The sequence below is a fragment of the Caproiciproducens sp. LBM24188 genome, assembly GCF_054130445.1.
In genome coordinates, this window is record NZ_CP196862.1 from 1,737,880 (window position 1) to 1,752,068 (window position 14,189).

At 47.9% G+C, this 14,189-nt stretch carries 11 protein-coding genes; all 11 read left to right on the forward strand.

Annotation, left to right across the window (positions count from 1 at the left end; translation table 11 throughout):
* Positions 1 to 21 precede the first annotated feature (21 nt).
* Entirely contained in the window at positions 22 to 1,707 is a 1,686-nt protein-coding gene (locus ACSVDI_RS08215; protein WP_457942062.1) for a peptidoglycan DD-metalloendopeptidase family protein, read from the forward strand.
* Positions 1,708 to 2,022: 315 nt separating this feature from the next.
* The gene (locus tag ACSVDI_RS08220; RefSeq protein ID WP_457942064.1) at positions 2,023 to 3,306 is read left to right on the forward strand and encodes a UDP-N-acetylglucosamine 1-carboxyvinyltransferase; all 1,284 of its coding nucleotides are present in this window, start codon (positions 2,023 to 2,025) and stop codon (positions 3,304 to 3,306) included.
* Positions 3,307 to 3,504: 198 nt separating this feature from the next.
* The gene (locus tag ACSVDI_RS08225) at positions 3,505 to 4,299 is read left to right on the forward strand and encodes an MBL fold metallo-hydrolase (RefSeq protein ID WP_457942066.1); all 795 of its coding nucleotides are present in this window, start codon (positions 3,505 to 3,507) and stop codon (positions 4,297 to 4,299) included.
* A gap of 10 nt (positions 4,300 to 4,309) precedes the next feature.
* Positions 4,310 to 4,789, forward strand: coding sequence for a 23S rRNA (pseudouridine(1915)-N(3))-methyltransferase RlmH (rlmH, locus tag ACSVDI_RS08230; RefSeq protein ID WP_457942068.1), 480 nt, complete (start codon positions 4,310 to 4,312; stop codon positions 4,787 to 4,789).
* Between the two features lie 17 nt (positions 4,790 to 4,806).
* Positions 4,807 to 5,355: a GNAT family N-acetyltransferase gene (locus tag ACSVDI_RS08235; protein ID WP_457942069.1), complete on the forward strand. Its 549-nt coding sequence runs from the start codon at positions 4,807 to 4,809 to the stop codon at positions 5,353 to 5,355.
* A 270-nt stretch (positions 5,356 to 5,625) separates the two neighbouring features.
* Complete coding sequence (gene glnA, locus ACSVDI_RS08240; protein WP_457942071.1) at positions 5,626 to 6,957, forward strand: type I glutamate--ammonia ligase; 1,332 nt, start codon at positions 5,626 to 5,628, stop codon at positions 6,955 to 6,957.
* Between the two features lie 42 nt (positions 6,958 to 6,999).
* On the forward strand, positions 7,000 to 7,542 hold the full coding sequence (locus ACSVDI_RS08245; RefSeq protein WP_457942072.1) for an ANTAR domain-containing response regulator: 543 nt from the start codon (positions 7,000 to 7,002) through the stop codon (positions 7,540 to 7,542).
* Positions 7,543 to 7,627: 85 nt separating this feature from the next.
* Entirely contained in the window at positions 7,628 to 8,464 is an 837-nt protein-coding gene (gene dapF, locus ACSVDI_RS08250; RefSeq protein WP_457945621.1) for a diaminopimelate epimerase, read from the forward strand.
* A gap of 46 nt (positions 8,465 to 8,510) precedes the next feature.
* The gene (locus tag ACSVDI_RS08255) at positions 8,511 to 9,731 is read left to right on the forward strand and encodes an LL-diaminopimelate aminotransferase (RefSeq protein ID WP_457942074.1); all 1,221 of its coding nucleotides are present in this window, start codon (positions 8,511 to 8,513) and stop codon (positions 9,729 to 9,731) included.
* 157 nt (positions 9,732 to 9,888) lie between these two features.
* The gene (locus tag ACSVDI_RS08260; protein WP_457942076.1) at positions 9,889 to 10,965 is read left to right on the forward strand and encodes a carbamoyl phosphate synthase small subunit; all 1,077 of its coding nucleotides are present in this window, start codon (positions 9,889 to 9,891) and stop codon (positions 10,963 to 10,965) included.
* Positions 10,962 to 14,177: a carbamoyl-phosphate synthase large subunit gene (gene carB, locus ACSVDI_RS08265; protein ID WP_457942078.1), complete on the forward strand. Its 3,216-nt coding sequence runs from the start codon at positions 10,962 to 10,964 to the stop codon at positions 14,175 to 14,177. The genes ACSVDI_RS08260 and carB overlap by 4 nt, the downstream gene beginning before the upstream one ends.
* Positions 14,178 to 14,189: the final 12 nt, after the last annotated feature.

The window sequence follows — 14,189 nt, forward strand, 5'->3', positions numbered from 1 at the left end:
AAAGGATTTGGCTTCATGCAAATGTCTAAGCTGAAGAAGCTTTTCATTCAATTGTGCAGAAGCAGCTATGATTTTTTATATATCGTTGGAATACAGTCCGTACGCATCTTAAAAAGGCTCCGTCGCAGAATTCGAAAACTGCTGCATCCGGTCACCGACCTGTTCGTCCGTCTGTATGAAGTGTCCCTGGGAAAACAGGTGGCCCACCTGAAAAGAGAGATTCGTTCCATTCAAGAGGGATTTTGCATTGCTAGGCAGCGGATTAAAGAGGCAAGAAAGCATGGTTTCCTACGCGCCACCCGGGAATATGCATGGGTGGCCGCAAAAAGCTTTGTCCGGCATCGCGGTTTTTTCTTTGCGCTTCTTAACATTGCCGCTCCCGCGGCAGCGATCGCCTTTTTGGTGCTTACGGTGCAGCACTACAACAGTTTAAATTACGGTCTGACTTTGAACTATGATGGACAAACTGTTGCAACCATTCAGAATGAAAAGGTATTTGAACAGGCAACGGAGATGGTCAGCGGCCGTATGGTGCACGATACGGCCGATTCAAATACGGGAATGAACTTTACTCCCAAATTCCAGCTCACCATTGCGGACTCCTCCGAATTTGCCTCCATTAATGAGGTCTGTGATAAAATCATCCAGCAGTCCAATGGAATTATTGAAGAGGCGAGCGGCCTTTATGTGGACGGCCGATTGATGGGCGCGGTAAAAAGCAGTGCGGATCTCCGCTTCCTCCTGCAGGAACTGCTGAACAGTGTGCGTGGTTCCGACAAGTCTGCGCAGGCGGAGTTTATTCCAAACGTGGAAACAATTAACGGCCTATTCCCGACGACTTCCATCATGACGACGGAATCTATGAAGAAAATGCTCAACAGCACTGCACAGTCGGCGGTTGTATATACGGTTAAGGAAGGGGATACGGCAACTTCCATAGCAAAAGCGCATCACATGACGCTTTCGGAACTGAATAAGATTAATAACAACAGGCTTGGGGACGATTTGCACCCCGGGGATATTGTCAATATTGAAGTTGCGGTTCCAACGATTGGCGTCCGGCTGGTAAAGACGGTTACCTATCAGGTGCCGCTTTCCTACAAAACGGTTACCATACAGGATAATTCTCAATACACCGATTATTCCAAGGTAAAAACAGAGGGAGTAAACGGGGTTCAGCAGTGTGTGGATAAGGTCTCCTATGTAAATGGTATTGAATCCGGCAGAGAAATTGTCAGCCGCACGGTAATTACTCCGTCGGTAGACGAGGTGGTTGTCACCGGTACCAAAAAACGCCCGCGCATTAGCGAGCCTGGTCAAAGCACCGGCAGCTTGATGTGGCCGGTTCCATCCCTCCACACCATTACCACCTATTTTACTTGGCGCTGGGGAAGTTTCCACAGTGGAATCGATATTTCTGGCGGCAGTGCATATGGCAAGACGATTGTTGCCGCAGACGGCGGAGTGGTTGTTTCGGCCGGTTGGAGAAACGGTTATGGCAATTGTATTGAAATCAGTCATGGAAAGGGTCTGCACACGCTTTACGGCCATGCAAGCAAGCTGCTGGTATCCTCCGGCCAGCGGGTTTCGAAGGGCCAGGCAATTGCAAAAGTGGGCAGCACAGGCAATTCCACCGGACCGCACTGCCATTTTGAAGTCATCAAAAATGGCACTAAGGTGAATCCGCTTGGGTATGTAAAACGCTAAGACGGAAAAGCACAGAGGAGTTCGCATCTTCCGCGGATTCTTCTGTGTTGCCGTTAGTTAGATTTTTTGATTTTCTTATGTTACATTTACACATTGTTACAAATTAGTAACCTTATTATTTGTCTTATTGACAATTTTTATTTCGTGTATTATTATCAATGAGTATGTAATTTATATTTTGGGAATAATTGATTGGAAAAAATTATAAATTTGAATTCAATATATTAACAATTATAGAATACTAAAATACGCTTGATATTTTACGAAAAAATGCAATAATAGTACTGTTTAAATTTTAGATTGGAGCGTGCCGCGTTGGATAAATTTGTAATTAGAGGTGGCAGTCAGTTAACCGGGGAAGTTACGATCAGCGGGGCCAAAAATGCCGCGATCGCTATTATTCCGGCAACCATTTTGGCTGACGATATTTGTCGTATAGAAAATGTTCCCAATATCACCGATGTTACGGCAATTACCAGAATTTTATATGATATGGGAGCAAAGGTTCGAACTGTAGACAAAGGTACTATAGAAATTGATCCTAGGCATATCCGCACCCATGTGGCTTCTTACGAATTGGCCCGTCATATCCGCGGCTCCTATTATTTAATGGGTGCACTGCTGGGCCGGTTCCATCACGCTCTTGTTACAATGCCGGGCGGCTGTGATTTCGGAGTTCGCCCGATTGATCAGCACCTGAAGGGGTTTGCCGCTCTTGGCGCAACTTATAAACTGGAAGGCGGAATGGTGGATGTTAGTGCGAAAGAATTGAACGGTGCGAACATTTACCTTGACGTAGTTTCCGTTGGTGCCACAGTAAATATTATGCTGGCCGCAGTAAAGGCGAAAGGGCTTACCGTAATTGAAAATGCCGCCAAAGAGCCTCACATTGTTGACCTTGCGAACTTCCTTAATTCCATGGGAGCGGATATTCGCGGAGCTGGTACAGATGTAATTAAAATTTATGGTGTGGAGCATTTGAGCGGTACTTCTTACTCGATTATTCCGGATCAGATTGAAGCGGGAACTTATATGGTTGCCGGTGCTGCAACATGCGGTGATATTCTTGTTAAGAATGTCATTCCAAAGCATTTGGAATCGATTTCCGCAAAGTTGGAGGAAATGGGCGTTCTTGTGGAAGAATTTGATGATTCCATTCGCGTTTGCCGGAAAGGCAAACTGAATAAGTGCAATATCAAAACTATGCCGCATCCCGGCTTTCCTACCGATATGCAGCCGCAAATTGCCGTTTTGCTGTCCCTTGCAAATGGAACAAGCATTATCAATGAAAGTGTGTGGGACAACCGTTTCCGTTATGTGGAGGAATTAAAGCGCATGGGTGCCCAGATTTCTGTAGACGGAAAACTGGCCGTAATTGAAGGGGTGGATCACCTGAATGCAGCCCCTGTTAAGGCGACGGATCTGCGCGCTGGTGCTGCAATGCTGATTGCTGCGCTGGCCGCGAAGGGCATTACTCAGATTGAGGACATCAATCATATTGAACGTGGATATGAGGATGTAGAACAAAAACTTCGCAATTTGGGTGCGGATATTAAACGCATTCATGTTCCGGAACCCGCCGTTGCGCAGGCAATTTAAATGGAAACTCTGATGAACTATTATACGGCAATCCGGTCAATCTATTCATCAAGACATAATTGAAGAACATTCCGTTTTGGGCGCGTTTCATTTTACCGTGCGAAAGGCTTGCCGGTATTATCGAAAAAGAGAAATGATGTATGAATGGGGATGGACGATGAGTCTTTCCCTTTTCTTGTATCTGGGGGTTATATTTATATGGCAAGATTCTGTCCGCTATTTAGCGGAAGTAGCGGCAACAGCTATTACATAGGTTCGTCCACATCCGGGATTTTAATTGATATAGGAAGAACGGCAAAGCAAATCGGAAATATGTTGTCGCACTGCGAAATTGACCCGACGGCGATTCGGGCAATTTTCATTACGCATGAGCATACCGACCACGTGAAGGGGTTGCGTGTCTTTGCTTCCCGTTATCATATTCCCGTTTATGCGTCACGCGGTACACTGAATGAGCTGGAGCGGATGGGCTGCCTGGAAGGAGCGTTCGAATGCGCTGAAATCACCGAATCGGGCGTGGAATGCGCAGATTTATTAATTCAGCCGTTCCATACTTCGCACGACAGTGCGGAAAGCGTTGGCTACCGCATTCGCACTTATGACGGTCGGACGGTCGGCATTTCCACCGATTTGGGGTATATGTCCGATGAAGTGCGGAATTCCCTGTACGGCGCGGACCTGGTCGTTTTGGAATCAAATCATGACATTGGGATGTTGAAGAACGGTCCGTATCCATATCCTTTGAAAAAACGGATTTTATCCGATACTGGCCATCTTTCGAACCTTGCCTGTTCGGAGGAACTGCGGGGACTTGCGGAGCATGGAACCGTACGCTTTTTCCTAGCGCATCTCAGCGCCGAAAACAATACGCCGGAACTGGCTTATCAAACAGCGTTCTGCGCCCTTTCCATGGCGGGTATGAAGGCCGGAACGGACTTTGAACTCAGTGTTGCTCCCCGTGAAAATACGGTGGGGAAGATTACGATTTTTTGAGGCGGAAATCATGCTATCCATTCAAATTATCTGTGTGGGAAAACTGAAAGAAGCATACTGGCGGGATGCCTGCGCCGAATATGCAAAACGGCTGCAGTCCTTTTGCCGGTTTTCTATTGTAGAACTGCCGGAAAGTCGCTTGCCGGATAATCCTTCTCCGGCGCTTATTGAAGCGGCGCTGAGCAGCGAAGGGGAGAAAATTCTGGCGGCTTCCTCCGGCTCGGCACGGCTGGCACTTTGTATAGAGGGCAAACCGCTGTCCTCCGAACAGCTGGCCATGAAAATCGATGCGCTTGCAGTCGGCGGAATCAGTTCCATCAGTTTTCTCATCGGCAGCTCCTTCGGACTAAGTCAGCAGGTAAAACAGGCATCCGATTTTCAGCTATCTATGTCGCCAATGACATTCCCGCACCAGTTGGCTCGTGTTATGCTGTGCGAACAAATTTACCGTGCTTTCCAAATTAACCATCATGGCAAATATCATAAATAAATCGAGGAGGAATGAAAATGAAACACACAGGAACCCAAACCATTGAAACCGATCGGCTGGTTTTAAGGCGTTTTACGGTAGAAGATGCTGAAGCGATGTACCGTAACTGGGCCTGTGACCCGGAGGTAACGAGATTCCTCCGCTGGGCACCTCATGCGAATGCTGAGGTTACGCGCGGCTTGCTGGAAGAATGGGTGGAAAACTACAGAAAGCAGGATTATTATCATTGGGCGATTGAAGTAAAGGAGGATCACGCGCTGATCGGTTCCATTGGAATTTTGGATGTATCCGAGCTGGATGAGTGTGGCGAAATCGGTTACTGCATTAGCAAACGCTGGTGGGGAAAAGGGATAATGACGGAAGCAGTCAAAGCGTTGATTGCATTCGCTTTTCAGAAGATTGGTTTACACCGGCTTGAGGCGTACCATTCCGTAAATAATCCTGCTTCCGGACGCGTGATGCAGAAAGCCGGAATGATTTTTGAAGGTACGGCACGTCAGAAATACAAGTGCAGAGATGGATTTCAAGACAGTAATCTTTATGCAATTCTGAATGAAAAAGCGTAAATTGTGGTGACAAATCATTATTGATTTTTTCAAAATCAAAAGTGTATTTGCGCAAAAGTGAACAGGATGCTTCATCGTTACAGAAAGTGTTGCTGAATACTGCAAAATTTGTGCATAAAAATGAAAACGCCATTTCAAATGAAAATGCATTGACAGGTCATAATAAATATAATATGATATAAATAATGTTGAAGAGAATATTATTCTGAATGACAAGGAGGTTCTGAAAAAGAGCAGCTTTGTCATTTTTATTTTTAAGGAGGTATAAATATGGCTCGATATACGAAAGATGACATTATTCGTATGATTGAAGAAAATAATGTTCGTTTTATCAGACTGCAGTTTACAGATATTTTTGGAACGCTGAAGAATGTTGCGATTACAAATAGCCAAATTGAGAAAGCGTTGGACAACAAATGTATGTTTGACGGTTCCTCCATTGAAGGATTTGTTCGAATTGAAGAATCCGACATGTATCTCCGCCCGGATTTGGATACTTTTGTCATCCTTCCATGGCATACACAGCATGGCAGAGTAGCGCGCCTGATTTGTGATATTTATAAACCGGATGGAACCCCGTTTGAGGGGGACCCGCGTTACGTTCTGAAGAAAACTATTCGCGAAGCCGCTGAAATGGGCTATACATTCAACGTTGGCCCCGAGTGTGAGTTCTTCCTCTTTAACATGGATGAATTTGGACATCCTACTACAATTACGCATGATACGGCGGGCTATTTTGATATGGGGCCTTCCGATTTGGGAGAAAGCGCGCGGCGCGACATCTGCCTGAATCTGGAGGAAATGGGCTTTGAAATCGAAGCTTCGCACCACGAAGTGGCCATTGCACAGCATGAAATCGATTTTAAGTACAGTGAAGCGGTATCCGCTGCCGATAATATTCTTACATTCAAAATGGTGGTCAAGTCCTGTGCGGATGCGCACGGCCTGAGCGCAACTTTCATGCCGAAGCCCATTTACGGCCGTGCGGGTTCCGGCATGCATACCAACATGTCCCTGTTCAAAAACGGAGAAAACGCGTTTTATGATCCGGCAAGTGAAACCAAACTGAGCCATATTGCTTATAATTTTATTGCGGGTGTTTTAAAGCATGTAAAAGGAATGTGTGCCATCACCAATCCTCTAGTCAACTCCTATAAACGCCTTGTGCCCGGATACGAGGCGCCCTGCCATATTGCATGGACACTGAGCAACCGCAGCGCGCTGATTCGTGTTCCGGCCACAAGAGGTCTTGGAACCAGAATTGAACTGCGCAATCCGGATTCAGCCTGTAACCCTTATCTGGAAATGGCTGTGCTGCTGGCAGCTGGACTGGACGGCATAAAGAACGACTGGATGCCGCCGGAAGCCGTGTCCGCGAATATTTACGATTTTAATTCGGAAGAACGGGAAGCTGCAGGAATTGACAGCTTGCCTTCAAATCTGAACGACGCGGTGCAGGAAATGAAAGCAGATCCGTTTCTCCGCGAGGTCCTTGGGGATCACGTTTTCAGCAAATATGTTGAAGCCAAAGAAAAAGAATGGTATGAATTTTCCACTGCCGTTACGGAATGGGAGCTGGAACAATACCTGAATAAATTTTAATTCAGTTTAAAATGCCACATCCTTGCCACGGAGTTGTTGATCATGAGCAGTATACTGGTAGCGAATTCCAACGAGGATTCCGCTAAGAAAATTGCGGCGGTGCTCCGGTCTGGCGGTTTTAATGTGAGCGGTGTGTGCACATCGGGGTCCCAGGTGATTAACTTTACCAATCGGCATTATCAGGGCGGCGTTGTGGTTTGCAGCGAAAGACTAAAAGATATGCCGGCGCTGAGCCTTTTAAGGATGGTTAATTCGAATTATGATTTCGTATTCCTTATGAGGTCAATACCGGACGTGGTTCCTGAGTCGCAGATTTTTACCAGCTTATTATTTCCGATTAATCGGATTGAGTTGATTGCAACCGTAAACATGCTGCTGGATTTGTCCGGCGTAAGCAGCCTGAGTGTAAAAAAGAAGCTCGCTTCCGGAACTTTGAATAAGACAGAAGTAATCGAATCCGCAAAGCACGTGCTGATGGAACGGAATCATCTAACGGAAGCACAGGCACACCGTTTTATTCAGAAAAAAAGCATGGACAATGGTAGAAAAATGGTGGAAACGGCATTAATGATTCTGAATCAGTAAGCGGAAAGAATGACATTGGATGAATCAATGGCTGGAATTTGGTTTTGCCGAACTCCGCCGAAGGCTGCGAAAGGATGGTTTGGGCTTGAATTTCACGAAGATGCAGGGAATCGGAAACGATTACATTTATATCAACTGTTTTGAAGAAAACGTCAGCGACCCTTCTGCGCTGTCCGTTCGCCTGAGTGACCGGCATTTCGGAATCGGTTCCGATGGAATCATTTTGATTGCGCCCTCACAAACAGCGGACTGCCGTATGGATATTTATAACGCAGATGGTTCCCGTGCCATGATGTGCGGAAACGGAATTCGCTGTGTGGGCAAATATGTCTACGAACGGGGCATAGCTCGAAAAGAAACGCTTCGGGTGGAAACGCTCAGCGGAATTAAAACGCTGCAGCTGAAGGTTGAAAATGACACGGTAAAAACTGTTTCCGTGGACATGGGAAAGCCGATTCTTAACGCACAGGATATTCCGGTTGCGCTTTCCATGGAGCAGGTTGTTCAGCAGCCGCTGATGGTGGATGGAACGGAATATCGGATTACCTGTGTTTCCATGGGCAATCCGCACTGTGTACTGTTTGTGGATGATGTCAACGCGATGCAACTGGAAATGATTGGCCCCAAAATTGAGACAAATCCTCTGTTCCCCAATCGTGTAAATGTAGAATTTATTCAAGTTGTGAATAAAAATGAAATTAAAATGCGCGTATGGGAACGCGGTTCAGGAGAAACCTGGGCCTGCGGCACCGGCGCCTGCGCTTCTGCGGTTGCCTGCTGCCTGAATGGAAAAACTTCTGAAAAAGTCAGGGTACATCTGAAAGGCGGCGACCTTGATATTACGTGGGACAAAGGAAAAACAGGAAGCGTATTTATGGATGGTCCCGCAGAATTTGTTTTTGACGGATCGATAAAAATTTGATATAATGCATATTAATGTATAAATATAACGAAAGGGATGGCATGGTTTGGCGAAGGTAAACCAGAACTTTACAAAATTATCCCCCAGCTATCTGTTTGTTGAAATTGCAAACCGGGTAGCACGATTTTCAAAGCTACATCCGGAAACGGAGATTATTCGACTTGGAATCGGTGACGTAACCCGTCCTCTGCCCAAAGCAGTGGTGGAGGCTATGAAAGCGGCCGCTGAGGAAATGGGACACGCGGAAACCTTTCGCGGATATGGGCCGGAAGCGGGTTATGAGTTCCTGCGCACGGCGATTGCAGAGCATGATTATCGCTCCCACGGGGTAGAAATCAGCGCGGATGAAGTTTTTGTAAGCGACGGTGCAAAAAGTGATACCGGTAGCATCGGTGATATTTTTGGGCTGGACAATATCGTGGCGGTTTGCGACCCGGTGTATCCGGTTTATGTGGATACCAACGTAATGGCCGGCCGTGCAGGCGAACCAATCGAGGGAAAAGGCTGGAGCCGGATTGTCTATATGCCCTGCCTGAAAGAAAACGGATTTCTGCCGGAGCTTCCGAAGGAAAAAGTGGACATGGTTTATCTCTGCTTCCCCAACAATCCCTCCGGAGTCGGCATCAGCCGTAAGGAACTGAAGAAATGGGTCGACTATGCACTGGAAAACGATTCCGTAATTCTTTACGACGCGGCCTATGAGGCGTTTATCCGCGAAGAAAATATGCCGCACAGCATTTTTGAAATTGAAGGAGCCAAAAAGTGCGCGATTGAATTCCGCAGCTTTTCCAAGACTGCCGGCTTTACCGGCACACGCTGCGCGTTCACGGTTATCCCGAAGGAATTGGAGGTTGAGGGAGTTTCCCTGAATCATCTGTGGGGAAGAAGACAGTCTACGAAAATGAACGGTGTTTCCTACATCATTCAGCGCGGTGCCGAAGCGGTTTATACCGAAGAGGGGCAGCGTGAAGTCCGCGCAAACATCGACTATTACCTGAACAATGCCAAAATTATTCGGGAAGGCCTTGAAAAAGCGGGATTCGAAGTATATGGCGGTGTAAACTCCCCGTATGTCTGGATGAAAACACCCGATGGTTTGAGCTCTTGGGACTTCTTTGATCTGCTTCTGGAAAAAACAGGAATTGTGGGAACTCCGGGTTCCGGTTTTGGCATTCATGGGGAAGGTTTCTTCCGGCTGACGTCATTCAATACCAAAGAGAATACAGAAAAAGCGGTTGAACGAATCGTGAATTCTTTCGGCAAGTGACAGGTTTTCGGCACGTAAGTACGGCAAGGTCCGTTTTGTGCCGGAATAATATTGGCCAGGCAGTTAATTTGCCTTTGCGGCGGTCTGCCATCCGGTGTTTTCTAGGGTGCCGGGCCGGCGCAATGGCGGTTTAAAATAAAGAATGGTTGGTGATTAAATGAAAGCATTGCTGATGTTGGAAAACGGTATGACTTTCGAGGGCGTTGGTTTTGGCGACGAGCATGATGTCCTGTGCGAAGTTGTTTTCAACAGTGCGATGGTTGGTTATCCCGAACTGCTGACCGATCCTTCCTATGCAGGTCAGGGCGTTGTAATGACATTTCCGCTTATGGGCAACTATGGAATCAGCTACGATGATGCGGAATCCATTAAGCCGTGGCTCAAAGCCTTTATTGTTCATTCCGTATCCGGTCTTGCAAGCAACTTCCGCTGCGACGCCGACCTGGATACTTATTTGAAACAGAACCATATTCCGGGAATGCAGGGGATTGACACCCGGGCATTAACAAAGGTCCTTCGCGAAAGCGGCACCATGCGCGGTATGATTGCGTACGGCGATTCTATCGATCCTGCGGTGATGAAATCGAAAATCGATTCGTTTGTAATGGAGTCCTGCGTCCCATTGGTGAGCAGCAGGGAAAATAAGGTTTACGGGGACGGCACGGTAAAAATTGCGCTTGCCGATTACGGGGTAAAGAGCAACATTATTCGTTCCCTTGTCAAACGCGGCTGCACGGTGAAGTGCTTCCCGTACGATGCTTCTTTTGAGGAGATGATGGCATTCTCTCCGGACGGGATTATGCTTTCCAATGGACCGGGTGATCCAAAGGCATGTACAAAGGCGATTTCGGAATTGAAAAAAGTGTACGCATATGGAATCCCCACCTTTGCAATTTGTCTGGGACATCAGCTGATGGCTCTTTCCCAGGGATTTGATACTTACAAATTAAAATATGGCCATAGAGGTATTAACCACCCGGTGAAAGATTTAGCAGCGAACCGAGTGTATATTACTTCTCAAAATCACGGTTTCGTGGTCAATGGCGACACCATTAATCCTTCAGTAGCCGACATCAGTTTTATTAGTATGAACGATGGCAGTATTGAGGGATTAAACTATAAAAACGGGAAAGTTTTTTCAGTTCAGTTCCATCCGGAGGCATCGCCCGGGCCGCTTGATACGGGCTTTCTGTTCGACCGGTTCATGAAATTGATTGGAGGGGGCCAGCTATGAAACGGCAGGATATTAAAAAAGTGGTAATAATCGGTTCCGGCCCGATTATTATCGGTCAGGCTGCAGAATTTGACTATGCGGGAACGCAGGCCTGCCGGGCGCTTCGGGAAGAGGGAATCGAGGTTATCCTGATTAACTCCAACCCGGCTACCATTATGACCGACAAGCAGATTGCCGACAAGGTTTATATTGAGCCGCTGACCGTAGAAACGATTAAAAAGGTCATTTTGAAGGAGAACCCGGACAGCATTCTTCCAACTCTCGGCGGCCAGAACGCGTTGAATCTTGCGGTTGAACTGGAAGAATCCGGATTTCTGAAAGAAAACAATGTGAAGATGATCGGGACTAATGCCGACACCATCCGCATGGCGGAGGACCGCGAGCTGTTCAAAGAGGCTATGGAACGCATTCACCAGCCCTGCGCGGAAAGCGCCATTGCGGAGTCGCTGGAAGACTGCATCAAAGCGGCAAATCGCATCGGTTACCCTGTTGTGGTCCGCCCCGCCTACACCCTTGGCGGAAGCGGCGGCGGTATTGCCGCCACTGAGGAAGAGCTTGTCGCGATTGCGACCGTCGGTCTGCACCGCAGCCGTGTGAATCAGGTCCTGATTGAACGCTGTATTTCCGGATGGAAAGAGATTGAATACGAAGTGATGCGTGACCATAACGGCAACTGCATTACGGTTTGCAATATGGAAAACTTTGACCCGGTCGGCATCCATACCGGCGACTCCATTGTTGTTGCTCCCTGCCAGACCCTGGCCGATAAAGAAAATCAGATGCTTCGCAGCGCCGCACTTTCCATCATTACCGAGCTAAAGGTAGAAGGTGGCTGCAACGTGCAGTTCGCGCTGAATCCGAAGAGCTTTGAATATTGTGTCATTGAAGTCAACCCGCGTGTCAGCCGATCCTCTGCGCTGGCTTCTAAAGCAACCGGCTACCCGATTGCTAAGGTAGCTTCCAAAATTGCGCTTGGCTATACGTTGGATGAAATCCCGAATGCCATCACGCAGAAAACCTTCGCCTGCTTTGAACCAGCGCTGGATTACTGTGTAGTGAAAATTCCGCGCTGGCCGTTTGACAAATTTGTGTACGCCCGGCGTCTGCTTGGCACACAGATGAAGGCAACCGGCGAAGTTATGGGAATTGCCCATAATTTTGAAGCGGCGCTGATGAAATCCATTCGTTCGCTGGAACAAAACATGTTCAGCCTGATTGACAAAAATTTGGAATCTCTTTCGGATGCGGAACTGGAACAGAAGCTTCACGTTGCGGATGACCGCCGCCTGTGGGTAATTTCGGAGGCGCTCCGCCGCGGCATCGCTCCTGAAGTGATTCACGATATTACGAAAATTGATCTGTGGTTCTTGGATAAGCTGGTTTCCATTATCAAAGTGGAAAAAGCCCTTGCGTCGGAGCCGCTGGACCGTGCATTGCTCTACAAGGCAAAAGACTACGGATTTTTGGATCGGACCATTTCCGAGTTAAGTGGGAAGAGCGTGGAAGAACTTCGCACTTTGGAAAAGGAATGGAACATTCAGCCGGTTTACAAAATGGTTGATACCTGCGCGGCGGAATTTGAAGCCGCCACTCCGTATTATTACTCCAGCTATGGAACCGAAAATGAATCGGTCGCTCAGTCGGATCGCAAGAAAGTGCTGGTCATCGGCTCCGGCCCGATTCGCATTGGGCAGGGCATTGAATTCGACTTCTGCTCCGTGCATAGCGTGTGGGCGCTGAAAAACCTTGGCTATGAAACCATCATCGTCAACAACAACCCCGAAACCGTCAGCACGGACTTTGATATTGCCGACAAGCTGTATTTTGAACCGCTGACGGAAGAAGATATCCTCCATATAGTAGAGCTGGAAAAACCAGATGGTGCGGTGGTTCAGTTCGGCGGCCAGACTGCAATTAAACTTGCCGGTGCAATTGAAAAAATGGGCGTTACGATTTTCGGCACCTCCTACGACAGCATTGACGCAGCAGAGGACCGTGAGCGTTTTGATAAAATCCTAAACGATTGTGAAATTCCGCGCGCCGCCGGCCGTATGGTGTATACCTGCGACGAGGCAATCCGCGCTGCGAACGAACTTGGATATCCGGTTCTGGTGCGTCCGTCCTATGTGCTGGGCGGCCAGGGCATGCACATCGCCTATTCCGATCAGGATATCGTGGAGCAGATTGGCATTATCAACCGAGTCACTCAGGAGCATCCGATTCTGGTGGACAAATACATTATGGGTACAGAAGTGGAAGTGGATGCCGTGTGCGACGGAGTGGACTGTGTCATTCCCGGCATTATGGAGCATATCGAGCGCGCGGGCATCCATTCCGGCGACAGTATTTCCGTATATCCAGCGGTCAATGTTGCAAAAGAAATGCAGAATGTGATTGTGCAGTATACCCGCCGCCTTGCGAAAGCGCTGAAAGTGCGGGGTCTGCTCAACATTCAGTTTATTGTGAAGGACAATGAGGTTTACGTCATTGAAGCCAATCCGCGTTCCTCCAGAACCGTGCCGTACATCAGCAAGGTGACCGGCATTCCGATTGTTCCGCTGGCAGTCGGAACCTTTTTCGGCAAGACTCTGCCGGATATGGGTTACCATTACGGCCTGCAGCGCGAACAGGATTTCATCGCCATTAAAATGCCGGTGTTTTCCTTTGAAAAGCTTTATGGTGCAGATGTTGACCTTGGTCCGGAAATGAAATCCACCGGTGAAGTGCTGGGCATTGCCCGCACGTTTGACGAAGCGCTGATCAAAGCCTTCTATGGGGCCGGCGTTCACATGATTAAAAAAGGCAAGGTTATTTTCACCGTGAAGAACAGCGACAAGGAAGAGGCGCTTCCCATCGCTCGCGGCCTTTACGACCTTGGCTGGACAATTTACGCAACCGCCGGAACTTCGGACTTCTTTAACGATCACGATATTCCGACCATCCGCACCAATAAAATCGGCGCGGGCAAGCCGGATATACTGGACCATATTACCTCTGGAAAAATCAATCTTGTTATCAATACCCCGTCGAAGGGCATGGCGCACAACCGCGACGGATATAAAATCCGCCGGAACGCGGTGGAATCTGGTATTCCATGCCTTACCTCGCTGGATACCGCGAACGCATTCCTTACCTGCGCGCGCCATGTGGAAACCACCCAGCTTTCCGTTATTGACATCACCAAGGTGTCGACGTTCCTTAACTTTATTTGACCCGCGCTTCTG